Raw genomic sequence first — 22,162 nt, 5'->3', positions numbered from 1 at the left:
CCGGACGGGGTTTTCCTTCGTCTGCTCGCCCGCTCGATAGGCTGTCCTGATGCCCCTGATCATCCGTGACGTCCGGCCCGAGGATCTTCCGCTGATCGAAGCGATCGAGGCGGATGCCGACCGGCTGCTCGTCGAGCGGTTCGGAGCAGTGGACTGGCCGTCACCGGATTCCGCGGCGGAGCGTGCAGCGCAGCCGGGCTTCCTTCTCGTCGCCGAGTTCGACGGAGAGGTGATCGGGTTCGCGCACGTCCTGGAGCCCCTGGGCGAGGCGCACCTCGAGCAGGTGGCGGTGCTCCCCGGTTCGGTCGACGCGGCTTCGGCCGGCAGCTGGTGCACGAGGCGCTCCGTGTCGCCGCCGCGCACGGGCACGACGAGGTCACGCTGCGCACCTATGTCGACGTGCCCTGGAACGCTCCGTTCTACGCCTCCTGCGGTTTCCGGGTGTCAGAGCCCGCGACGGACTTCCAGCGCGGTCTGGTCGCCGTCGAGGAGGATCTCGGACTGATGCGCCACGATGCACGCGTCCAGATGGTGACGTCCCTCTGACGCCGTCCCGTCCGGGAGTGCTAGAGTCTTCGCCATGCGAATGCTTCAGGTGACGACGACGCCGGACTCTCTCCGGCGCTGCCTGTAGCGAACCACCCACACATCAGAGCTCGGGGAACACCCCGGGCTCTCGTCGTCTTCCGGTGTCTCCTCGGCTCCCTTCGAAGGAGATCATCATGGAGAACGAGGACCACCGCTCACTGGGACGCCGGCTGCGCCTGTTCGACACTGTCCCGATCATCGGCGCGGGCCTGCCGATCTGGCTGCCCGACGGCGCCGTCATCCGCGGGGAGCTCGAACGGATGGCGGCGGAGATCGCCGAGCGCACCGGCTGCGTTCGCGTGCACACCCCTGTGCTCGCGAAGCGCGCTCTGTTCGAGCAGAGCGGGCACTGGAACAAGTTCGCCGAGGACATGTTCCCGGCGATGAAGGTCGGGGACGACGAGCTGGTGCTCCGTCCGGCGAACTGCCCCAGTCACGTGCAGGTCTACGCTGCCGAAGCGCACAGCTGGCGCGACCTGCCGGTGCGCCTCATCGAGTCGGCCTCGATGTTCCGCAGCGAGCTCTCCGGAGTTCTCGGCGGTCTCAGCCGGGTGCGTCAGATCAGTCTCGACGACGCCCACGTGTTCTGCGCCGAGGACCAGGTGGTCGACGAGGTGGTGCAGGCGCTCGACGCGATCACCGACGCCTACGGCGTGCTGGGCATCACGGTCGATCACTATCGGCTGTCGGGCCGAGGCCCCGGTTCCGGCGCCGATCAGGACTGGGACGCCTCGGAGGCCGACCTTCGTGCGGCGCTGGACCGACGCGGCATCCCTTTCGAGTACGTCCCCGGTGAAGGCGCGTTCTACGGCCCGAAGATCGATGTCCAGGTGCGCGACTCGGCCGGACGCGAGGAGACCCTGTCCACCGTCCAGGTCGACCGTGTGCTCCCGGAGAGGTTCGGTCTCAGCTACATCGGCGTGGACGGCGCGAAGCATCGGCCCGTGATGATCCATCGCGGCCTGCTCAGCTCGATGGAGCGTCTGGTCGCTCTGCTGATCGAGCAGTACCAGGGCGGTTCCCGACCTGGCTCTCCCCCGTGCAGGTCGCGCTCGTGCCCGTCGATCCACGCCGGCATGCGGATGCCGCGGAGCTGGTCCGCGCGCGTCTGGCTGAGGCCGGCATCCGCGTTCGGCTCCTCGACCGGGGCACCCTCGGATCTCGCGTTGCTCGCGCGCATGCTCTTCCGGCGCCGTATGTCGGCGTCATCGGCGATCGCGAGACCGCCGCCGGGAACCTGGCTGTGAACGGCCGGACCGTGGACCTCGACGCCTTCGTCGCGGAGCTGCGCGCGGAGATCGACGACCGGACTGCGTGCAGCCCGTCTTCGGCGCCGACCCCCGTGCGCTGAGCGGGTCACCTTCGCCGCCGGCACCATGCGCCACGTGCAAGGAGCTTTACGCTGCTCCGCTGCCGCTATCAGCAGCGGGAAGCTCCTTGCAACATCGTGCTCGAGGGAAAGCGCACGGCGTAGCCTGAGCGTATGGATCGCACTGACTACTTCACCGCCAAGCTCGCCTTCGAGACCGACCCCAGTGACGTGTACACCGCCCAGAAGGCCGGAGAGCAGGCGGTGATCGTCGACGTCCGTTCGGCTGAGGCGTGGGCGCAGGGCCGCGTCGCCGGCGCCGTGCACATGCATTACAGCGAGATCGCGGATCGTGCTCCGAGGGAGATCCCCGCCGGCAGTGCCGTGGTCGTCTACTGCTGGAGCCCCGGATGCAACGCCGGCGCCAAGGGGGCGCTCGAGTTCGCGAAGCTGGGCTACGAGGTGCGCGAGATGATCGGCGGCTTCGAGTACTGGGTTCGCGAGGGCTTCCCGATCGAGAACGCCGACGGCGTGCACCGCCGCCCCATCGACCCGAACACCAACGTCCCCCGCATCCGAACCCGCGCCTGAGCCTCTTCGGCTGACTCCGGGATTGGGGCGGAATCTCGCGTTCGGGGCGGCGCTACTCTGCCCCGGATGCGAGATTCCGCCCCATAGGGAATGCAGAACGCCCCGGGCTGAGCCCGGGGCGTTCTCGCTGAAATGATCAGCGCGCGAAGTGTCCGCGGTAGTACTCGTAGACCCATCCGACGATCGCGACCACGAAGATCGCAAGTCCGATCGGCAGCAGGAAGTGTCCGACGGCGAGGCCGATCATGAAGATCGACGCCGACCCGGCCAGCACCAGCGGCCACCAGGACCAGGGGCTGAACTCGCCGAGCTCGGGGTCGCCGTCGTCGATGTCCGCCGTGAGGATGTCCTCCGGCAGCTCACCGCCCTGCGCCTTGTAGGTGCGGTGCAGGTAGAGCGCGATCATCGCACCCATGAAGGCGACGAAGAGCAGCGCGACAGCTCCGACCCACTCGACGTGGCTCTCGGCGATGAGGTTCCAGCCCACGTACACACCGGCCGTGATCAGGAAGAAGACGGTGATGATCCACCACAGGACGACATTGGAGCGCATGGGTTACTTCGCCTCTCCTGCCGCGGCGGCAACAGGGTGCTCCGCAGCTTCGGGGTGGTTCAGGTCGAACGCGGGACGCTCGCTGCGAATACGCGGGATCGACGTGAAGTTGTGACGCGGCGGCGGGCAGCTGGTCGCCCACTCGAGGGATGCGCCGTAACCCCACGGGTCGTTGACGGTGACCTTCGGAGCCTTGCGCGCCGTGATCCACACGTTCAGGAAGAACGGCAGCATCGAGGCACCCAGGATGATCGCACCGATCGTCGAGACCTGGTTCTCCCACGTCCAGTTGTCGTACGCCGAGTAGTCCGCGTAACGACGCGGCATGCCGTCAACGCCCAGCCAGTGCTGAACCAGGAACGTCATGTGGAAGCCGATGAACAGCATCCAGAAGTGGATGTAGCCGAGGCGCTCGTTGAGCATGCGCCCCGTCCACTTCGGCCACCAGAAGTAGAAGCCGGAGAACATCGCGAACACCACGGTTCCGAACACCACGTAGTGGAAGTGGGCCACGACGAAGTACGAGTCGCTGAGGTGGAAGTCCAGCGGCGGCGAGGCGAGGATGACGCCGGTCAGGCCACCGAAGACGAACGACACCAGGAAGCCCAGCGCGAACACCATCGGCGTCTCGAACGTGATGGACCCTCGCCACATCGTGCCGATCCAGTTGAAGATCTTCACGCCTGTCGGAACAGCGATGAGCATGGTCATCAGGGCGAAGAACGGCAGCAGCACACCACCGGTGACGTACATGTGGTGCGCCCACACGGCCACCGACAGCGCGGCGATCGAGATGGTCGCGTACACCAGCGTCTTGTACCCGAAGATCGGCTTGCGGCTGAAGACCGGGAACACCTCGGAGACGATGCCGAAGAACGGCAGCGCGATGATGTACACCTCGGGGTGGCCGAAGAACCAGAACAGGTGCTGCCAGAGCAGGACACCGCCGTTGGCCGGATCGTAGATGTGCGCGCCGAGCACGCGGTCGGCGGCGGCGGCCAGGATCGCTGCTGCGAGCACCGGGAACGCCATCAGGATCAGCAGGCTGGTGATGAGCGTGTTCCACGAGAAGATCGGCATGCGCCACATGGTCATGCCGGGCGCGCGCATCGTGATGATCGTGGTGATGAAGTTCACCGCACCGAGGATCGTGCCGAAACCGGACATGCCGAGGCCGAGCATCCAGAGGTTTCCGCCGGCGCCCGGCGAGAACGATGCGCTCGCCAACGGCTGATAGGCGAACCAGCCGAACGACGCGGCACCCTGCGGGGTGAGGAAGCCGGCGACGGCGATGATCGAGCCGAACAGGAACAGCCAGAAGGCGAAGGCGTTCAGGCGCGGGAAGGCGACGTCGGGAGCACCGATCTGCAGCGGCAGGATCGCGTTCGCGAAGCCTGCGAACAGCGGTGTCGCGAACATCAGCAGCATGATCGTGCCGTGCATCGTGAACAGCTGGTTGTACTGCTCCTTCGTCGGCACGATCTGCATGCCGGGCGCGAACAGCTCCGCGCGGATGACGAGGGCCATCACGCCGCCGAGCAGGAAGAACAGCACCGACGCGATCAGGTACATGTACCCGATCGTCTTGTGGTCGGTGGAGGTGATCCACTTGACGACGATGTTGCCCTTCTGCTCCACGCGGGTGGAGGACAGCAGCGCGGCCTGACGGGCGGGGATCGTCGTGGGACGGCCCCTGGGTGTATCGGTCTGGGGTTCTGCAGTCGTCGTCATGGCTTACTCCTCTTCCTTCGCGCCCGAGTTCGATCCGGTGCCCGGAAGGTTGGACAGACGATCGTAGGCATCGGTGATGTCACCGGTGTTGCCCTTGTCACGCAGCTCGTCGAGGTACTTCTCGTAGTCCGCCTGGGACACGACCTTGACGTTGAAGAGCATCATCGAGTGGTACTCACCGCACAGCTCGGCGCACTTGCCGTCGTACTCGCCGACGCGGGTCGGGATGAAGGACCACGAATTGTCCTTGCCGATGTACATGTCCTTCTTGTACAGGAAGTCGATGATCCAGAAGGAGTGGATCACGTCGCGCGACTGAAGGTCGATCTTGACCTTCTGGTCGACCGGCAGCACCAGCGTGGGCAGCTTGTCGCGGTCGATGTCGCCGTTGTCGTCGGGCTGCGCCTGCACGCCCATGGTCCAGACGGCGTCGGAGTTGTCCTTCTCGTCGCCGTCGTACTGGAAGTCCCACGCCCACTGCTTGGCGATCGCCGTGATCTCGACGTCGGGGTCGTCCCACTGCGTCTCGATCGAGGTCTGGTCACGCGCGGTGAAGAAGAACATGCCCAGGATGAAGATGAGCGGGATCACCGTGTAGAGGATCTCGATCGGCATGTTGTAGCGCAGCTGCACCGGCAGGCCGGTCTGGCCCTTGCGGCGGCGGTAGACCGCCAGCGCCCAGCCCATCAGGCCCCAGGTGATGACACCGACGGCCAGCAGGACGATCCAGGAGTTCACCCACAGGGAGGCGACCCTGTCGGTCTGGTTCGTGGCGGCGGTGCCGTCCTCTACGAAGCCCGGGAGGAAGCCATGGAGCTCGGTGGGAGAACATCCCGCCAGAGCCACAGCTGTCGCGATTCCCAGCGGGATCGCGACCCAACGAAGGCGGCGTTTCGAAGGCACGGTGCACCTTTCAGATCTCGGACAGGGGCAACCCGAGTCTAGGGCAACCTCACACCTGATTCATGCCAACCACGCAGGTTGGCGGCGGGTCAGTGGAAGCTGTCGCCACAGGCGCAGGAGCCCTGAGCGTTGGGGTTGTCGATGGTGAACCCCTGCTCCGAGATGGTGTCCTTGAAGTCGATCGAGGCGCCGTCGAGGTACGGCACGCTCATGTTGTCGACGATGACCTCGACGCCGTCGAAGTCGACCGTCTCGTCACCGTCGAGGTACCGCTCGTCGAAGTAGAGCTGGTAGATCAGGCCCGAGCATCCGCCGGGCTGGACGGCCACGCGCAGACGCAGGTCGTCGCGGCCCTCCTGCTCGAGCAGGCTCTTCACCTTCAGCGCGGCGGCGTCGGTCAGCGCGACGCCGTGCGCGCGGGTGCTCGTCTCGGTCAGCGTGGTGTCGCTCATGTCACTCCTTGAGTACTCGTGCGGCGCTGGCGCCGCCGTGTTCGCAGTCTACCGCCGCAGACGCCACAGCGGCTGGTTCAGCCCTGTGCCGCGCCGTTCATCCGCGCGAGCAGCAGCGCTTCGGTGCGGACCGCGTTGCGGAACGTCTCGAGGTGCAGCGACTCGTTCGGGCTGTGCGCCGGGAATGCGGGTCCTCCACGCCGGTGACCAGGATCTGCGCGCCAGGGAACTCGCGCACCAGGTCCGCGATGAACGGGATCGATCCGCCGACGCCCAGATCGACCGGCGCGATCCCGTAGCCGTCGGCCATCGCGCCTCGTGTGAGCTCGACCGCCCAGCCGGCCGTGTCGACGAGGAAGCCGTCGCCGAGATCCACGTCGGTGAACGTCAGCTCCGCACCGAACGGCGCGTGCGCCCGCAGGTGCGCCTCGAGCGCGTCGTAGGCGTCCTGGGCGCGCTGGCCGGGCGCCACGCGCGAGCTGATCACCACACTGACCTCGGGCAGCAGCGTGTTGGACGCCGCCTCGACGCTGGTCGCGTCGATGCCGGTGATCGTCACGGAGGGCTTGTTCCAGATGCGGGACAGGATCTCGTCGCGACCGACGGGGGACACGCCGGGCAGCAGCCCGGTCTCATCGCGAAGAGTGTCCTCGCCGTACGCCGGCGTCTCGGCATCGCGGGCCTCCAGCCCGTCCACGGCGACGGCGCCGTCGGCATCCCACAGCGTGGCGAGCAGCGTGACGGCTGCCATCATCGCGTCGGGCACCGCTCCCCCGAACATGCCGGAGTGCGAGGCGTGCTCGAGCGTGCGGATCTTCACCGTGAACCGCGCATTCCCGCGCAGCGACACCGTCAGTCCGGGGGTGCGCTGGTCCCAGTTCCCGGAGTCGGCGACCACGATCGCATCGGCGCGCAGCGCGTCGGCGTTGTCGGAGAGGAACTGCGCGAACGACCGGGAGCCGTACTCCTCCTCACCTTCGATGAACATCGAGACGCCGAGGTCGAAATCGTCTCCCAGCACCTCGGAGACCGCGCGCAGGGCGGCGATGTGCGACATGATGCCCGCCTTGTCGTCGGCGGCGCCGCGCCCGTACAGGCGCCCGTCACGCACCGTCGGCTCGAACGGCGGCGTCTCCCAGAGGGACTCGTCACCGTGCGGCTGCACGTCATGATGCGCATAGAGCAGGATCGTGGGGCGGCCGTTCCGCGCCTTCTTCGTCGCGAGGATCGCGGGCTGGCCGGTCTCGTCGGTGCCGGGGATCGCCGCCCGCAGCACGCGCACCTCGTCGAAGACCCCGATGCCGCGGGCGAGCTCCGCCACCGCGTCGGCGCTGCGCTCCAGCTGGGTCTGATCGAACGCCGGCCACGCGATGCCCGGGATGCGCACGAGCGCGCCGAGGTCGGACAGAGCGGCGGGGATGCCCGAGGCGACCGCTTCCAGGACGGATGACTCCTGCTCGGCGGACGACGGGGAGGGGATGGTGGTCATGCGAGTAATCTTAAGGAAAGATCCCGTTCCACGACATGAGGACTGCTGTGCCCGCTTCCACTCCCCGCCAGCGACGACGCACCCGAGACGCCCGCCGTCGGCAAGGGCCGCGCCACCCCGAAGCGCTCCGAGCAGGAGGCCGCCCGACGTCGTCCCCTCGTCGCTGACACGAAAGAGGCCCGCGCCGCGGCGAAGGCCGACCTGCAGGCGCGCCGCGACCGCGCTCGCCTCGGCATGGAGCGGGGCGAGGACAAGTACCTTCCGGCCCGTGACAAGGGACCGCAGCGTCGCTGGGTGCGCGACTACGTCGACGCCGGCTGGCACCTCAGCGAGTGGGTGATGGCGATGATGATCGTCGTGATCGTGGCGGCGCTGATGCCGATCGCCACGATCGCCTACGGTGCGATGATCGCGCTCTGGATCTTCATGCTCCTCGCCGTGCTCGACATGGTCCTGCTCGCGTGGCGCGTCAAGCGGAAGGCCGCGGCGAAGTTCGGCAAGGAGCGCCTCGAGCGCGGCCTCGGCTGGTACGCCGCGATGCGCTCCCTGCAGATGCGCTTCATGCGCCTGCCAAAGGCTCAGGTCAAGCGCGGTCAGTACCCCGCCTGACCCGCGGGGGCGCTCAGGGCGCGATCCGACGCAGGCCGCGATTGATCTGGCGCGCCCAGAGCGGTCCGACGGTAGAGGAACGCGGTGTAGCCCTGCACCAGGGTCGCACCGGCATCCAGCCGCTTCTGCACGTCCTCGGCCGTCTCGACACCGCCGACGGCGATCACGCAGAAGTCGGCGGGCACGGCCGCGCGCACGACGGCGAGCACGTCCAGCGACCGCTGCTTCAGCGGAGCACCGGACAGTCCGCCCGCTCCGGCCGCCTCGACGACGGACGCGTCGGTGACCAGTCCCTCGCGCGCGATGGTGGTGTTGTGCGCGATGATGCCGGCGAGCCCTTCGGATACCGCCATCGCCGCGATCGCAGCGATCTCCTCATCGGGCAGGTCCGGAGCGATCTTCACCAGCAGCGGCGTCTCCCCCGCCGCCGTCTTCACCGCGCGCAGCAGCGGTGCCAGCGTCTCGACCGCCTGCAGGCCGCGCAGCCCCGGCGTGTTCGGGGAGGAGACGTTCACCGCCAGGTAGTCGGCGAGCGGTGCGAGCCGGCTGGCGGACGCCACGTAATCGGCGGTGGCGTTCTCGACGTCGACCACACGGCTCTTGCCGATGTTCACACCGATCACCGTCTGCGGCATCCGCCGGCGGAGCCTCGACAGCCGCCTGGCGGCGGCATCCGCTCCTTCGTTGTTGAATCCCATCCGGTTGATCACCGCGCGGTCGGCGACGAGCCGGAACAGGCGCGGCTTCGGGTTGCCGTCCTGCGGGATCGCGGTGACGGTGCCGACCTCGACATGGCCGAAGCCCAGTGCGGCGAGGCCGCGCACGCCGACGGCGTTCTTGTCGAATCCGGCCGCCACGCCGAACGGCGACGGGAACGAGAGTCCGAGCGCCTGCACGCGCTGTTCCGGGTGGGGCCTCGTCAGCCCGCGGGCGACCCACGAGAACGGCGGCGCGCCGGCCACCCGGATGACGGCCATGCCGGCGTGGTGCGCGAACTCCGGGTCGAAGCGCGACAGGACGAGGCGGAAGAGCAGCGGATACATCCCTGCCAGATTACCGGTCGTCGGCAGCGGCGATCTCACGGTCGGCGCGGAGCTCGCCGATGGCGGTCTCGAAGTCCTCGAGCGAGTCGAACGCCTGATAGACGCTCGCGAAGCGAAGGAACGCCACCTCGTCGAGCTCACGAAGCGGTCCGAGGATGGCCAGCCCGATCTCGTTCGTGTCCAGCTGCGAGACACCGGTCTGACGGACCGCCTCCTCGACGCGCTGCGCGAGGATCGCCAGGTCGGCCTCGGTCACCGGACGGCCCTGGCACGCCTTCCGCACGCCGCTGATGACCTTGTCGCGGCTGAACGGCTCGATCACACCGGACCTCTTGATCACCGCGAGGCTCGCGGTCTCGGTCGTGGTGAACCTGCCACCGCACTCGGGGCACTGGCGTCTGCGGCGGATCGACAGGCCGTCGTCGCTGGTGCGCGAATCGATCACGCGGGAGTCCGGATGCCGGCAGAAGGGGCAGTGCATGATGTTCCAGAGTACCCGCCGGATCAGCCCCGGTCGCCGAACCGCGCCTCGACGGCCTCGCCGTGGGCCGGCAGCCCTTCGACCTCGGCCAGCGCGACGACCCCTTCGCGGACCAGCGCGAGCGCTTCGCGATCGTAGGAGATCACCTGCTGGGGGCGCAGGAAGGTGTAGGCGCCGAGGCCCGGCGCATAGCGCGCCTGGCCGCCCGTCGGCAGCACGTGGTTGCTCCCCGCCATGTAGTCGCCCAGGCTGACCGGCGTCTGGTCGCCGAGGAACACCGCGCCGGCGCTCGTGAACGAGTCCGCGGCGCTCTCGGCATCGGCCAGGTGCAGTTCGAGGTGCTCCGGCGCGTAGGCGTTGCTGAACGCGACGGCCATGGCGCGGTCGTCGACGAGGACGACGGCGGACTGCGGTCCGCCGAGGGCCACGGCGACGCGCTCGCTGTGCCGTGTGCGTGCGGCGAGGGTGGCGACCTCTCCCGCCACGCGCTCGGCGAGCTGCCGTGAGTCGGTGACCAGCACGGCGGAGGCCTGCTCGTCGTGCTCGGCCTGGCTGATGAGATCGGCGGCGATGAGCAGCGGGTCGGCATTCGCGTCGGCGACGATCAGGATCTCGGTCGCACCGGCCTCCGAATCGGTCCCGACGATCCCTGCCACGGCGCGCTTGGCCGAGGCGACGTAGTTGTTCCCGGGTCCCGCGACGACGTCGACGGGATCGAGACCGAGGCTCTCGACACCCCAGGCGAGGGCGCCGATCGCACCCGCTCCGCCCATGGCGTACACCTCGTCCACTCCGAGCAGCGCCGCGGCCGCGAGGATGGTCGGGTCGATCCGCCCGCCGTGCGCGCTCTGCGCCGGTGAGGCGAGGGCGATCCGGGAGACGCCCGCCACCTGCGCGGGCACGACGTTCATCACGACGCTGGAGGCGAGCGCGGCCTTGCCGCCCGGGATGTACACGCCGACGCGATCGACCGGCTGCCAGCGCTGCACGATGCGCGCACCCGGTCCGATCTCGGTGGCACGGACTGCGGGCACCTGAGCCGCGGACCCGCGGCGCACCCGTTCGATCGCCGTTTCGAGCGCCGCGCGCACGCGCGGGTCCACCGAGTCGAGCGCATCGGCGAGGTGCTCGGCCGGCACCCGGATGTCGTGGCCGGAGACGCCGTCGAAGCGCTCGGCCTGCTCGCGCAGCGACTCCTCGCCACGACGGTGCACGTCGTCGACGATGCGCGCAGCCGTGTCCAGAGCCTCTGCGCGCGCCTGCGCGGCGCGCGGTACGGCAGCGAGCATGGCCGCGGCGGAGAGTTCCCGTCCGCGGAGATCGATGGTGCGCACCCGGTCAGCCCTTCGTGATGTTCGTGATGTCGTGCAGATAGCCGATGCGGCCGTCATCATGCCGGACGACGTAGGCGCCGCCGCGATCCTCGATGACCAGCGCCCAGGCGTGCGGTCCGACGCTGAAGAGCGTCCGGCCGTGCTCGTCGAGCACGTCTCGCGCATCCGGGCTGAGGATCCAGAACGGCTGTGCGGCCTCCTTCGTCCTGGGCTCGCCCGCCGGATGGGTCTCCTCGTCGGCGATGTCGTCGGCGATCTCTTCGACGGCTGTCACGTCGGCGGCCGTCACGTCGTCGGCCGTCACGTCGTCGGCCACGTCGGCGATCTCTTCGACGGCTGTCACCTCGTCCGCGCGGTCATCGACGTCGTGATGCGCGACCGGGAGCACCTCCGCCACGGCGTCCGTCCCTGTCGCGAACAGGAGGTCCGCCTCGGTGTCCTCGGCAGCCTCGGTGTCCTCGGTCCGATCGACCGGGGCCTCGATCGCGAGCATCTCCCGTTCGGGCCGGGGACGCGCGATCACCGGACGGGCCGGATTCGCGTTCCGGTGCGCCAGCGTCTCGAGACGGCCGTGGAAGTCGTCCTTCAGCCCGGGGATGAGGGGCGCGAGCACGGTGAGCACGACGAGGCCCAGCGCCACCACCGTCTCGACGATCGGAGACCAGCCGACGAGGAAGGCGCCATCCGACACCGACGCGGTTGCGAGGTCCCAGATCAGCTGCACCCAGAGCAGGGCGGACACCGAGAACGCGACGGACGCGAACTGGTCCACGCCCAGTGACCCGACGCGCCGGATCCCCTCCGGGGAGAACCTCCGCAGCACGATCAGGAACACCGCGACCGTCGGCACGGCGACCGGCAGGATCCAGTGCAGACCGCTCTGCCAGAGCGACGACGCGCCGTGACCGCCGAGCGGGAAGAACGACACGACGAAGCCGACGACCCACAGGGCGACGATCAGCAGCTCTCTCAGAGTCATCCCGAGGATGCCGTACTCGGGTTCGACCTGCTCTTCGTACAGCACGCCGTCGTCGGGGGCCGCTGTGCTCATCGGTGGTCTCCTTTCGTCGCGACGCGCGGTCGGGGGAGGTCGCGGCGCCGGGTACGCGACCCGATCCTACCGGCGACGGCCGTGCGCCCGCCGCCCGTGACGGTTGACGACAGCGTTCAGCCCAGGCAGGACGGACCGAGAAGGGACTTCAGATCGCCGAACAGGTCGGCGGTGACCGAGACGGGCATCGGCACCTCGAAGACCTTGGCGGAGCCGCCGCGATGCACCCGCAGCACGACCTCGGTCTCACCGGAGTGGCGCCGGAGCACCTCGGCCAGCTCGGTCATCACGCGTTCGGTCGCGCGCTGCTCGGCGACGACCAGCGAGAGCGGGCCCGCCGCGTCGAACGAGCCGATGTCGGGCGCGAACGCCGACTGAGCATGCAGGTTGAGGCCGTCGTCGCGACGGGACACCCGGCCGCGGACGGCGAGGATCGCGTCCTGCTGCAGGACGTGCTGGAATTCGGTGTACGTCTTGCCCATGAACATGACGGTCACCTCGCCGTTGAAGTCCTCGACGGTGATCATGCCGTAGGGGTTGCCACTGGCCTTCGCGACGCGGTGCTGCACGCTGGTGACCAGCCCCGCCACGGTGACCTGATCGCCGTCCCGCAGGTCTTCTGAGGCGAGCAGGTCGTGGATCGAGATCGAGGCGTGCTTGGCCAACGGCACCTCGAGCCCGGCGAGCGGATGGTCGGAGACGTACAGTCCGAGCATCTCGCGCTCGAAGGCGAGCTTGTCCTTCTTGGTCCACTCCGGCTTCTCCGGCACCTGTGCGGGGGGAACCTCGTCGGCCTCCCAGAGGCTGTCGAAGTCGAATCCGACCTCGCCGTTCACCTCCCGGCGCTTCGTGCTCACCGCTGCTTCGACGGAATCCTCGTGGACCTCCAGCAGAGCCCGGCGGGTGTTGCCCATCGTGTCGAACGCGCCCGCCTTGATCAGGGATTCGACCGTGCGCTTGTTCACCACATGCAGCGGCACCTTGTTCAGGAAGTCGTGGAACGAGGTGAACCTCTCGTCCTTGCGCGCTTCGATGATGCCGTCGACGACGTTGCTGCCGACGTTGCGGACCGCACCGAGACCGAAACGGATGTCCTCGCCCACGGCCGCGAAGAAGTTGATCGATTCCGACACATCGGGCGGCAGCACCTTGATGCCCATGCGACGGCACTCGTTCAGGTACAGCGCCATCTTGTCCTTCGAGTCCCCGACGCTGGTCAGCAGCGCCGCCATGTACTCCGCGGGATAGTGCGCCTTGAGATAGGCCGTCCAGTACGAGACCAGACCGTACGCCGCCGAGTGCGCTTTGTTGAACGCGTAGTCCGAGAAGGGAAGCAGGATGTCCCACAGCGCCTGGACGGCGCCCTCCCCGTAGCCGCGCTCCTTCATGCCGCCGGAGAAGCCCGCGTACTGCTTGTCCAGCTCGGACTTCTTCTTCTTGCCCATCGCTCGACGCAGGATGTCGGCCTGTCCGAGGCTGAAGCCGGCCACCTTCTGGGCGATCGCCATGACCTGCTCCTGATAGATGATCAGACCGTAGGACTCCTCGAGGATGTCGGCGAGGGGTTCGGCGAGCTCAGCGTGGATCGGCGTGATCTCCTGCTGCCCGTTCTTGCGCAGCGCGTAGTTCGTGTGCGAGTTGGCCCCCATGGGCCCGGGCCGGTACAGGGCGATGAGCGCCGAGATGTCGCCGAAGTTGTCGGGCTTCATCAGACGCATGAGAGAGCGCAGCGGCGGGCTGTCGAGCTGGAACACGCCGAGCGTGTCGCCGCGGCCCAGCAGCTCGTACACCGCGCGGTCGTCGAGCTCGAGGTGCTCGAGGTCGAGCTCCTCGCCCCTGTTCATGCGGATGTTGTCGAGGGCGTCCGAGATGATGGTGAGGTTGCGCAGCCCGAGGAAGTCCATCTTGATCAGCCCGAGCGACTCGCACGACGGGTAGTCGAACTGCGTGACGATCTGGCCGTCCTGCTCGCGCTTCATGATCGGGATGATGTCGAGCAGCGGATGCGACGACATGATCACGCCCGCAGCGTGCACACCCCATTGCCGCTTCAGGCCCTCCAGGCCGAGTGCCCGGTCGAACACCGTCTTCGCCTCGGAGTCGGTGTCGATCAGCGCGCGGAACTCGCTGGCCTCCTTGTAGCGGGGATGCGCGCTGTCGAACATGCCGCTGAGCGGCATGTCCTTGCCCATCACCGCGGGCGGCATCGCCTTCGTGAGACGATCGCCCATGCTGAAGGGGAAGCCCAGCACACGACCGGCGTCCTTCAGCGCCTGCTTGGACTTGATGGTGCCGTAGGTGACGATCTGCGCGACGCGCTCGGAGCCGTACTTCTCTGTGACGTAGTCGATCACCTCGCCACGACGGCGGTCGTCGAAGTCGACGTCGAAGTCCGGCATGGAGACGCGATCCGGGTTGAGGAATCGCTCGAAGATGAGGCCGTGCTCGAGCGGGTCGAGGTCGGTGATCTTCATCGCATAGGCGACCATCGATCCCGCGCCCGAGCCTCGGCCCGGTCCGACCCGGATGCCGTTGTTCTTCGCCCAGTTGATGAAGTCCGCGACGACCAGGAAGTAGCCGGGGAAGCCCATCTGCAGGATGACGCCGAGCTCGTACTCGGCCTGTTTGCGCACCTTGTCGGGAATGCCGCTCGGGTAGCGGTAGTGCAGGCCTTTCTCGACCTCCTTGACCAGCCAGCTGTCCTCGGTCTCGCCGTCGGGCACCGGGAACTTCGGCATGTAGTTCGCGGAGGTGTCGAACTCGACCTGGCAGCGCTCGGCGATCAGCAGCGTGTTGTCGCACGCCTCGGGATGGTCGCGGAACAGCTGCCGCATCTCGGCCGCGGTCTTGATGTAATAGCCGTCACCGTCGAACTTGAACCGGTTCGGGTCGTCCATGGTCGACCCCGACTGCACGCACAGCAGGGCCTCGTGCGCATCCGCCTCGTGCTGGTGCGTGTAGTGCGAGTCGTTCGTCGCGACCAGCGGGATGTTCAGATCCTTGGCGAGGCGCAGCAGATCCGTCATGATCCGCCGCTCGATGGACAGGCCGTGGTCCATGATCTCGGCGAAGTAGTTCTCCTTGCCGAAGATGTCCTGGAACTCCGCCGCCGCAGCACGCGCCGCGTCGTACTGACCGAGACGCAGGCGGGTCTGCACCTCACCCGAGGGGCAGCCGGTCGTGGCGATCAGACCCTTGCCATAGGTCTGGAGGAGGTCACGGTCCATACGGGGCTTGAAGTAGTAGCCCTCGATGCTCGACAGGGAGCTGAGCCGGAACAGGTTGTGCATGCCCTGCGTGCTCTGGCTCCACATCGTCATGTGGGTGTACGCGCCGGCGCCGGAGACGTCGTCGCTCTTCTGATCCGGCGAACCCCACGCCACACGCGACTTGTCGCCACGGTGGGTTCCCGGAGTGAGATACGCCTCGAGGCCGATGATCGGCTTGACGCCTGCGGCGTTGGCCGCGTTGTAGAACTCGAACGCCGCGAACGTGTTCCCGTGATCGGTCACCGCGATCGCCGGCATGCCGTAGTCGGCCGCGGCCTGGGTCATCGCGGCGATCTTCGCCGCACCGTCCAGCATCGAGTACTCGCTGTGCACATGGAGGTGGACGAAGGAGTCGGATGCCATGCTTCGAGTCTACGAGGCGGCCCCGACACCGGAGACCCGGTCAGGGCCGTGCCGGTGCCGTCAGGCTCACTCCACCATGTACTGGTTCGTGTTGGTGTAGGAGATCGAGTCGGCGAGCGTGCCGACGAGGCCCATCGTCACGCGCAGAAGTCCCGGCCTGATGTCGTCCAGCGCGGGCGGCGTGTCCAGGCCGAGTGTCAGCGTCTTGCCGTCGTGCCCCTCCGCAGTGATCGAGCCGATGTACACCGTCACGTTCCCGCGCAGCGCCATCGTGTCGGCCTTGGTCACCAGGCCCGGTCCGTCCGGCGGGCGCACCGTCAGCGAGAAGCCGGTGATGGTGATGGCGTCGGCGCTGATCTTCAGCACGCGCACGTCCTTGCCGCTCTTGGTGGGCACGGTCACGATGCCGATCGACTTCAGGCCACTGAACGACAGCCCTTTCGATCCCATCTGAGCCGGGATGTCCGTGAAGACCGGTGCGCCGGCGTCGGGCTGCGCGACGACCGGGGACGGCGTCGGGGTCGGTGCCGTGCCCTTCGCGACTGGAGCCGTGCCCTTCGCTCCGTCGTCCGCAGCCTCGTCCGTGCCGGGATCCGGTGCAGGCGTGGCGGATGCCGGGTCACTCCTCGACGGCGTCGGCGCAGGATCCGCCGGCTTCGGCGCCGGGCAGAGCCAGGGCAGGACGTCGCAGAATCCGGTGTGCCGGACCGTCGCGGCCGGCGCCGTGGCGGCCCCCACCGTCAGCGGCGTCACCAGCGCACCGACCGCCAGTACGGCGGCCGCGAGCCTCGTGCGGCGAGCCGTCACGAGGAGACCTCTCGGCCTTCCGGCTCCGCGCGCTTCCGGCGGCATCCAGGCCACCACCAGCACGCCGCCGACGGAGGCCATGATCATGCCGATGAGGAAACCGCCGAGGTTCACGCCGATCAGCGAGTACAGCGCGACGGCGAGCGCGATCACGCCGTAGAACACATGGTGCACGGGCATGGCGATCGCCAGGACGCCGAGCAGCAGCAGCGCGATCGGGATGATCGTCGCCTGCAGCCCCTCGATGCCGAGCTGCACGTGCAGATGGCCGATGTCGAGCTGACCGGAGAAGAACATCTCCACTCCCGCCACGGCGACCAGCAGCCCGCCGACGAACGGCCGGCGCTTCGCCCAGGCCCGGAAGCGCTGCCACCCGCCGAGGTGCTCGGACGCCTGCTCGGCGGCGGCCTCCGCCTCGCCCTCGGCGAGCAGCGCATCCAGCTCCGGCGCGTCCGCGCCGTCGGGTTCATGCGCGGCAGCGCGACGCTCCCGTCGCGACGACATCGTGCCGTCCAGGTCCTCGCTCTTCGACATCGGATGGGATCCGCTCAGAAGCATCCCTTTGATCCGTCCGTCAGCTCCAGGGTCATGCCGGTCAGCGTGAACACCGAGGCCTGCGTGCTCCACGCCGTCTGCTGAAGGCCCTTGATCGAGACGGTGTCGGCGTCCTGGGCGAAGTCGCCCGCGGTGCCCTTCTCCTTCGTGCTGACGGTCGAGGCGTCCACACCGATGCGGATGTGGCCGAACGACGCATCGCCCTTCAGACCTGTCATGCCGATCTGCAGGTCGGAGGCGGATGCCGGTGCGTCGCCGCCGCCCGCCTTGATCAGCACGCCGACCTTTCCGAGCGGGGTCTCGGTGACGACCGACTGGCAGAGATCCGCCAGCGTTGCGCTCTTGATGTTCGCGATGGCGACGGTGTGCTTGCCGCCCTCGGTGTCGGTGGCCACGCCGGCGTACTGCGAGAAGCCGGTGCCCTCGAGCTGGCTCGCGCTGATCTGGAACTGGCTGCCCGACACGGCGAACGACACCGGGACCTGTCCCTGGGCCACTCCCCCCATGAGGACCGCGGCGGCGATCCCGACCGGGACGGCGGCCAGCGCGATCCGCCCGCCATGAGTGGTGGTCAGCTTCGAGAACTTGGGCTTCTTCATCGATCCTCCTGGAGTGTGCATCCTCGTCGACGCGCTTACGAGCATAACCCTCATTGACTCCTAGTCAATAACGTCCGCCGATAGGATTTCGCCATGTCCGTCGAGCGCCGCGTCCGTCTCACCCCGGATGAGCGACGCACGCAGCTGGTCGCCACGGGCGTGAACTTTCTCAGCGATCACCCGCTCGACGAGCTGACCATCGACGAGCTGGCCGCGCGCGCCGGCGTCTCGCGCGCCCTGATCTTCCACTACTTCGACACCCGCCAGGGCATGCACCGCGCCGTCGTCACCACCGCGCGCGACGCACTGCTCACCGCCACTGCTCCCCGCCCCGAGCTGCCGCCGCGCGAGCGCGTGCGCGACACGCTGGAGCGCATCGCGATGTTCGTGCGTGAGCACCGCGGCACGTTCTTCTCGCTCGTGCGCGGCGTCGCGAGCGGCGACCCGGCGGTGCGCGCGGTCGTCGACGAGTCCCGCGAACTGAACGCCGCCCACCTACTGGAGGCGCTCGCCGAGGTCGGCGAGCCGGACTCACGCGCTCTGCGGATCACGCTGCGCGCCTGGGTCTCGTTCGCCGAGGAGGTCTTCGTCACCCTTGCCGTGGACGACGACGCCGACCGCGATGCCGTGGTCGCCTTCCTGGAGCGGTCGCTCGATGCGGCCGTCGCCGCGGCCCGCGGCGCCGAACTCTGACCCGTCGCCTCGGACTCAGCCCAGATCGAGCCGCATCAGCACGCGCGGGAATCCATCGAGCACCGAGTCGGTGTCGGCCGCCTTCGTGAACCCCGCCCCTTCGAACAGCGACCTCGTGCCGACGTAGGCCATCGTGAGGTTCACCCTGTCGACGCCGTTGTCGACCGGATATCCCTCGATCGCCGGAGCGCCCTGCTCCCGGGCGTAGGACACCGCGCCGTCGATGAGCGCGTGCATGATCCCCTGCTTCCGGAAGCCCGGCCGGACCCGGAAGCACCACAGCGACCACACGTCGAGGTCGTCGATGTGCGGGATGAGGCGGTTCCTGGCGAAGCTCGTTTCGCGCCGCGGGTGCAGCGCGGCCCACCCGACCGGCTCGCCGTCACCGTAGGCGATCACGCCGGGCGGCGGGTCCTGATGACAGAGTTCACGGACGCGCTCGGCGCGCGCCGCGCCGCGCAGCGCGACGTTCTCCTTGCTGCCGATGCGGTAGCTCAGGCAGAAGCACACGTTCGACGTCGGCTTCTTCGGGCCGACGAGCACGGCGACGTCTTCGAACTCGGTCGCGGGGCGAACCTCGATGTCCATGGACGTCAGTCTCGCACCGGCGTCCGACATCACTCGCCGCGCAGCACCTCGAGGGCGTGCTGGAAGTCGGCGGGGTAGGGCGATTCGAACTCGACCCAGTCGCCCGTCGCCGGGTGGGTGAACGCGAGCCGGTGCGCGTGCAGCCACTGCCGGGTCAGGCCGAGACGCTCGGCCATCCGCGGATCCGCCCCGTACAGCGGGTCGCCGACGCACGGATGCCGGTGCGCAGCCATGTGCACGCGGATCTGATGAGTGCGCCCGGTCTCGAGGTGGATCTCCAGGAGCGAGGCTCCGGGGAACGCCTCGAGCGTCTCGTAGTGGGTCACCGACGGCTTGCCGTCCGGCACCACGGCGAACTTCCACTGGTGGTGCGGATGCCGCCCGATCGGGGCGTCGATCGTACCGACCAGCGGGTCGGGGTGGCCCTGCACGACCGCATGGTAGATCTTCTCGACCGTGCGCTCCTTGAACGCCCGCTTGAGCGCGCTGTAGGCGGACTCGGTCTTGGCTACGACCATGAGGCCGCTGGTGCCCACGTCGAGGCGGTGCACCACGCCCTGACGCTCCGGAGCGCCGCTGGTGGCGATCCGGAACCCGGCTGCGGCCAGGGCGCCGACCACGGTCGGCCCCTCCCAGCCCAGCGAGGGATGCGCGGCCACACCGGTGGGCTTGTCGACGACGACGATGTCATCGTCGTCGTGCACGATGCCCAGTTCGGGGACCGCGATCGGCACGATGCGCGGCTCTTCCTTGGGCTGCCAGCTGACCTCGAGCCAGCCGCCGCCGCGCAGGCGGTCCGACTTGCCCAGAGGCGCTCCGTCGAGTGAGACGCCGCCTGCCTCGGCGACCTCGGCAGCGAAGGTGCGGGAGAAGCCCAGCATCTTCGCCAGAGCCGCGTCGACGCGTGCGCCGTCGAGTCCGTCCGGCACCGGCAGTGTGCGCGACTCCACGCTCAGCTCTCCGGAGAGGGCTGGACCCCCGGCGCCGCGCCCTCGGCCGCCGCGCCCTCGGCTTCAGCCTTCTCGGCAGCCTCATGGTCGCGCTCCCGCGTGCCGTCGAACCGCAGTCCGAAGAGCACCAGCAGGGCGACCGAGATCATGCCCGTGACGATGAAGATGTCTGCGACGTTGAAGATCGCGGGCATCATCCAGGGCATCGAGATCATGTCGACGACTTCACCGACCGGGAAACCGGGGTCGCGGAGCATGCGATCCGTCAGGTTGCCGAGGACACCGCCCAGCAGGCATCCGAGCACCACCGCCCAGAGCCGGGAACGCAGCCCGAAGGCCTTCCACACGATGATCACGGCCACGACCGCCAGGGCGATCGTGAAGATCCACGTGGCCTCCTTGCCGATCGAGAAGGCCGCGCCCGGATTGCGCACGTAGATCAGCTGCAGGAACTCGCCCAGGACCGGAACGGGCTCACCGTACGGCAGATGCGTGATGGTGAGGTACTTCACAAACTGATCGGCGGCCAGCACCACCGCCGCGAGAATCGCGACGATCGCACCGGCCGCCGACCGACGAAGGGGACGACGGACCAACGACTTACAGCCCGATGGCCGAGACCGGGGTCGAGTCCGTCGACGCCGCGCTCTGATCGAGGTCGCGGAGCTGACCCTCGATCAGGCTGCGCAGCTTGGAGCGGTAGTCGCGCTCGAACTCACGGAGCTCGGTGATACGGCCCTCGAGCGTGTTGCGCTCGCGCTCCAGGCGCGCCGACTGCTCGCGCTGCTTCGCCTCGGCGTCGCGCCGGATGCGCTCGACCTCGGTCTGCGCCTCCGCGATGAGCTGCTGGCGCTTGGCCTCGCCCTCGGCGACGTGCTCGTCGTGCAGGCGCTGGGCCAGCTCGATGATCCCGGCCGTGGCGGTCGCCGAGCCGGCGACCTCGGGGGCGATCGGCGCGGCCGCTGCAGGGGCCGACGCGACAGGGGCGGCCGCCTTCTCACCGGATTCGTAGGCCGCGAGCTTCGCCTTCAGCTCGGCGTTCTCCTCGAGGGCCTTGCGCCACTCGATGACGATCTCGTCGAGGAAGTCATCGACCTCATCCGGGTCGAATCCGTCCTTGAAGCGAACGTGCTGGAACTCCTTGTGGACGACGTCATCCGGGGACAGTGCCATGGGTGGCTCCTCTTTCGATGAGTGCGATGCGCCAGATGACGAGCACTGGCGATGAATATCGGTGGCGGTGCCCGGGGGCGCGCCTGGGTGCCAGCATCGTCCCCGACCCGAGACCTGCGAAGGCGAGTGCTCAGCGGAAGACGGCGCGCACGATCGACATCAGGATCAGCACGCAGAGCATCGTGAGCGCGAATCCGAAGTCGAGCGAGAGCTGGCCGATGCGCAGCGGAGGGATCAGCCGACGGAAGAACCGGATCGGCGGATCCGTGATCGTGTACACCACTTCCGCCGCGACCAGCCCGGCACCCTTCGGGCGCCATTCACGGTTGAACAGCGGGATGTAGTCCAGGATCAGCCGGACGAACAGCACCAGCAGGTACAGCAGCAGCAGCAGGTTGAGGATGCCGCCGATGAGGCCCAAGATCTCCAAGGCCGGCTGCGGTCAGGACTGATCGAACCCGGCGGACTCCGCCTGGGCGAGGCCGCCGTGACCGGAGACGGCGATGTTCTCGGGCGACAGCAGGAAGACCTTGCTGGTGACCCGCTCGATACGTCCGTACAGTCCGAGAGACAGACCGCTCGCGAAGTCGATGAGGCGGCGCGCGTCGGCATCGCTCATCTGCGAGAGGTTGATGATCACCGGAATGCCGTCACGGAAGTTCTCGGCGATCAGCTGAGCGTCCCGATACTGCTTCGGGTGCACGGTGAGGATCTCGTTCACGGCGCCTCCTGCCGGCTGACGGACGGCCGTGGGCCGACGCAGAGGGGTGACCGGAGCAGGTGCCTGCTCCTCGCGCTCACGCTCGCGATGCGGGCGCGCGGCGGGAGCCGCCTGCTGCGGCGTCTCGTCCTCGTACACCTCTTCCTCGTCGGCGAGGCCGAGATACACCATGGTCTTCTTCAGCGGGTTTCCCATCGTGTCCTCCGGTTGGTCGTCTGGGCCTGGTTCGAGGTTAACCCCGGTCGGGGTGCGGATCGGTGATTCACCCGCCGATCCTCCGGGTGTGTCGCGCGGCCTTCCCGCCGGAGCG

At 68.3% G+C, this 22,162-nt stretch carries 20 protein-coding genes and 4 pseudogenes; 6 read left to right on the top strand and 18 right to left on the bottom strand.

Annotated elements, in window-relative coordinates; genetic code table 11:
• Nucleotides 1-49 precede the first annotated feature (49 nt).
• From L2X99_RS18475 to L2X99_RS03750, 4 genes and pseudogenes are all read left to right on the top strand, one after another.
• A pseudogene (locus L2X99_RS18475) lies at nucleotides 50-546 on the top strand (GNAT family N-acetyltransferase).
• A gap of 176 nt (nucleotides 547-722) precedes the next feature.
• Nucleotides 723-1,538 (top strand): annotated as a pseudogene (locus tag L2X99_RS03755) (aminoacyl--tRNA ligase-related protein); the annotation flags it as partial.
• Between the two features lie 89 nt (nucleotides 1,539-1,627).
• Nucleotides 1,628-1,939: a His/Gly/Thr/Pro-type tRNA ligase C-terminal domain-containing protein gene (locus L2X99_RS18470; RefSeq protein WP_442923494.1), complete on the top strand. Its 312-nt coding sequence runs from the start codon at nucleotides 1,628-1,630 to the stop codon at nucleotides 1,937-1,939.
• 132 nt (nucleotides 1,940-2,071) lie between these two features.
• Nucleotides 2,072-2,488 carry a rhodanese-like domain-containing protein gene (locus L2X99_RS03750; RefSeq protein WP_236125015.1) on the top strand — a complete coding sequence of 139 codons (417 nt, stop codon included), beginning with the start codon at nucleotides 2,072-2,074 and terminating at the stop codon, nucleotides 2,486-2,488.
• 136 nt (nucleotides 2,489-2,624) lie between these two features.
• Here the strand turns inward: L2X99_RS03750 and L2X99_RS03745 are convergent, their stop codons facing one another.
• From L2X99_RS03745 to L2X99_RS03725, 5 genes and pseudogenes are all read right to left on the bottom strand, one after another.
• Nucleotides 2,625-3,041, bottom strand: coding sequence for a cytochrome c oxidase subunit 4 (locus L2X99_RS03745; RefSeq protein ID WP_236125016.1), 417 nt, complete (start codon nucleotides 3,039-3,041; stop codon nucleotides 2,625-2,627).
• 3 nt (nucleotides 3,042-3,044) lie between these two features.
• On the bottom strand, nucleotides 3,045-4,772 hold the full coding sequence (gene ctaD, locus L2X99_RS03740) for an aa3-type cytochrome oxidase subunit I (protein ID WP_236125017.1): 1,728 nt from the start codon (nucleotides 4,770-4,772) through the stop codon (nucleotides 3,045-3,047).
• Between the two features lie 3 nt (nucleotides 4,773-4,775).
• Complete coding sequence (gene ctaC, locus L2X99_RS03735) at nucleotides 4,776-5,675, bottom strand: aa3-type cytochrome oxidase subunit II (protein ID WP_236125018.1); 900 nt, start codon at nucleotides 5,673-5,675, stop codon at nucleotides 4,776-4,778.
• Between the two features lie 89 nt (nucleotides 5,676-5,764).
• A complete protein-coding gene (erpA, locus tag L2X99_RS03730) occupies nucleotides 5,765-6,127 on the bottom strand; it encodes an iron-sulfur cluster insertion protein ErpA (protein WP_236125019.1) in 363 nt (120 codons plus the stop codon).
• Nucleotides 6,128-6,204: 77 nt separating this feature from the next.
• Nucleotides 6,205-7,616 (bottom strand): annotated as a pseudogene (locus L2X99_RS03725) (dipeptidase).
• A 45-nt stretch (nucleotides 7,617-7,661) separates the two neighbouring features.
• On the opposite strand from L2X99_RS03725, the gene L2X99_RS03720 reads away from it, so the two are divergent.
• Nucleotides 7,662-8,225 (top strand): DUF3043 domain-containing protein, encoded by a 564-nt coding sequence (locus tag L2X99_RS03720; RefSeq protein ID WP_236135902.1) that lies wholly within the window; start codon nucleotides 7,662-7,664, stop codon nucleotides 8,223-8,225.
• 13 nt (nucleotides 8,226-8,238) lie between these two features.
• On the opposite strand, the pseudogene L2X99_RS03715 reads toward L2X99_RS03720, so the two are convergent.
• The 7 genes and pseudogenes from L2X99_RS03715 to L2X99_RS03685 all read right to left on the bottom strand — a co-directional run bounded on the left by L2X99_RS03715 (nucleotide 8,239) and on the right by L2X99_RS03685 (nucleotide 17,727).
• Nucleotides 8,239-9,268: pseudogene (locus L2X99_RS03715) on the bottom strand (quinone-dependent dihydroorotate dehydrogenase).
• A 10-nt stretch (nucleotides 9,269-9,278) separates the two neighbouring features.
• Nucleotides 9,279-9,749, bottom strand: a complete 471-nt coding sequence (nrdR, locus tag L2X99_RS03710; RefSeq protein WP_236125022.1) for a transcriptional regulator NrdR — start codon at nucleotides 9,747-9,749, stop codon at nucleotides 9,279-9,281.
• Between the two features lie 23 nt (nucleotides 9,750-9,772).
• Complete coding sequence (gene hisD / locus L2X99_RS03705; protein ID WP_236125023.1) at nucleotides 9,773-11,083, bottom strand: histidinol dehydrogenase; 1,311 nt, start codon at nucleotides 11,081-11,083, stop codon at nucleotides 9,773-9,775.
• Between the two features lie 4 nt (nucleotides 11,084-11,087).
• A complete protein-coding gene (locus L2X99_RS03700) occupies nucleotides 11,088-12,134 on the bottom strand; it encodes a hypothetical protein (protein WP_236135651.1) in 1,047 nt (348 codons plus the stop codon).
• A 116-nt stretch (nucleotides 12,135-12,250) separates the two neighbouring features.
• On the bottom strand, nucleotides 12,251-15,766 hold the full coding sequence (gene dnaE / locus L2X99_RS03695; RefSeq protein WP_236135650.1) for a DNA polymerase III subunit alpha: 3,516 nt from the start codon (nucleotides 15,764-15,766) through the stop codon (nucleotides 12,251-12,253).
• Between the two features lie 66 nt (nucleotides 15,767-15,832).
• Nucleotides 15,833-17,107: a DUF6114 domain-containing protein gene (locus L2X99_RS03690; protein ID WP_236135649.1), complete on the bottom strand. Its 1,275-nt coding sequence runs from the start codon at nucleotides 17,105-17,107 to the stop codon at nucleotides 15,833-15,835.
• A 14-nt stretch (nucleotides 17,108-17,121) separates the two neighbouring features.
• A complete protein-coding gene (locus tag L2X99_RS03685; RefSeq protein WP_236135648.1) occupies nucleotides 17,122-17,727 on the bottom strand; it encodes a DUF6230 family protein in 606 nt (201 codons plus the stop codon).
• A 93-nt stretch (nucleotides 17,728-17,820) separates the two neighbouring features.
• Here L2X99_RS03685 and L2X99_RS03680 point away from each other — a divergent pair, with 93 nt between their 5' ends.
• A complete protein-coding gene (locus L2X99_RS03680) occupies nucleotides 17,821-18,420 on the top strand; it encodes a TetR/AcrR family transcriptional regulator (protein ID WP_236135647.1) in 600 nt (199 codons plus the stop codon).
• A gap of 15 nt (nucleotides 18,421-18,435) precedes the next feature.
• Here L2X99_RS03680 and L2X99_RS03675 read toward each other — a convergent pair whose 3' ends face one another.
• The 6 genes from L2X99_RS03675 to L2X99_RS03650 all read right to left on the bottom strand — a co-directional run bounded on the left by L2X99_RS03675 (nucleotide 18,436) and on the right by L2X99_RS03650 (nucleotide 22,047).
• Nucleotides 18,436-19,008 (bottom strand): GNAT family N-acetyltransferase, encoded by a 573-nt coding sequence (locus tag L2X99_RS03675; protein WP_236125029.1) that lies wholly within the window; start codon nucleotides 19,006-19,008, stop codon nucleotides 18,436-18,438.
• 29 nt (nucleotides 19,009-19,037) lie between these two features.
• Entirely contained in the window at nucleotides 19,038-19,958 is a 921-nt protein-coding gene (locus tag L2X99_RS03670; protein ID WP_236125030.1) for an RluA family pseudouridine synthase, read from the bottom strand.
• 2 nt (nucleotides 19,959-19,960) lie between these two features.
• On the bottom strand, nucleotides 19,961-20,554 hold the full coding sequence (gene lspA / locus L2X99_RS03665) for a signal peptidase II (RefSeq protein WP_236125031.1): 594 nt from the start codon (nucleotides 20,552-20,554) through the stop codon (nucleotides 19,961-19,963).
• A gap of 4 nt (nucleotides 20,555-20,558) precedes the next feature.
• On the bottom strand, nucleotides 20,559-21,131 hold the full coding sequence (locus L2X99_RS03660) for a DivIVA domain-containing protein (protein WP_236125032.1): 573 nt from the start codon (nucleotides 21,129-21,131) through the stop codon (nucleotides 20,559-20,561).
• Between the two features lie 130 nt (nucleotides 21,132-21,261).
• Entirely contained in the window at nucleotides 21,262-21,561 is a 300-nt protein-coding gene (locus tag L2X99_RS03655; RefSeq protein WP_236125033.1) for a YggT family protein, read from the bottom strand.
• A 12-nt stretch (nucleotides 21,562-21,573) separates the two neighbouring features.
• Nucleotides 21,574-22,047: a cell division protein SepF gene (locus L2X99_RS03650; RefSeq protein ID WP_236125034.1), complete on the bottom strand. Its 474-nt coding sequence runs from the start codon at nucleotides 22,045-22,047 to the stop codon at nucleotides 21,574-21,576.
• Between the last annotated feature and the right edge of the window lie 115 nt (nucleotides 22,048-22,162).

This window comes from Microbacterium sp. KUDC0406, from assembly GCF_021582875.1.
Classification (GTDB): domain Bacteria; phylum Actinomycetota; class Actinomycetes; order Actinomycetales; family Microbacteriaceae; genus Microbacterium.
This window is presented reverse-complemented; position numbering and strand designations above follow the sequence as displayed.

Excerpts from the sequence above, each read along its gene's own strand:
- L2X99_RS03680 (WP_236135647.1), top strand. The coding sequence starts at position 17,821 with ATGTCCGTCGAGCGCCGCGTCCGTCTCACCCCGGATGAGCGACGCACG.
- ctaD (WP_236125017.1), bottom strand. The coding sequence starts at position 4,772 with ATGACGACGACTGCAGAACCCCAGACCGATACACCCAGGGGCCGTCCC.
- L2X99_RS03700 (WP_236135651.1), bottom strand. The coding sequence starts at position 12,134 with ATGAGCACAGCGGCCCCCGACGACGGCGTGCTGTACGAAGAGCAGGTC.
- dnaE (WP_236135650.1), bottom strand. The coding sequence starts at position 15,766 with ATGGCATCCGACTCCTTCGTCCACCTCCATGTGCACAGCGAGTACTCG.
- erpA (WP_236125019.1), bottom strand. The coding sequence starts at position 6,127 with ATGAGCGACACCACGCTGACCGAGACGAGCACCCGCGCGCACGGCGTC.
- L2X99_RS03745 (WP_236125016.1), bottom strand. The coding sequence starts at position 3,041 with ATGCGCTCCAATGTCGTCCTGTGGTGGATCATCACCGTCTTCTTCCTG.
- nrdR (WP_236125022.1), bottom strand. The coding sequence starts at position 9,749 with ATGCACTGCCCCTTCTGCCGGCATCCGGACTCCCGCGTGATCGATTCG.
- L2X99_RS03675 (WP_236125029.1), bottom strand. The coding sequence starts at position 19,008 with ATGGACATCGAGGTTCGCCCCGCGACCGAGTTCGAAGACGTCGCCGTG.
- L2X99_RS03750 (WP_236125015.1), top strand. The coding sequence starts at position 2,072 with ATGGATCGCACTGACTACTTCACCGCCAAGCTCGCCTTCGAGACCGAC.
- L2X99_RS03690 (WP_236135649.1), bottom strand. The coding sequence starts at position 17,107 with ATGTCGAAGAGCGAGGACCTGGACGGCACGATGTCGTCGCGACGGGAG.
- L2X99_RS03650 (WP_236125034.1), bottom strand. The coding sequence starts at position 22,047 with ATGGGAAACCCGCTGAAGAAGACCATGGTGTATCTCGGCCTCGCCGAC.
- L2X99_RS03685 (WP_236135648.1), bottom strand. The coding sequence starts at position 17,727 with ATGAAGAAGCCCAAGTTCTCGAAGCTGACCACCACTCATGGCGGGCGG.
- L2X99_RS03660 (WP_236125032.1), bottom strand. The coding sequence starts at position 21,131 with ATGGCACTGTCCCCGGATGACGTCGTCCACAAGGAGTTCCAGCACGTT.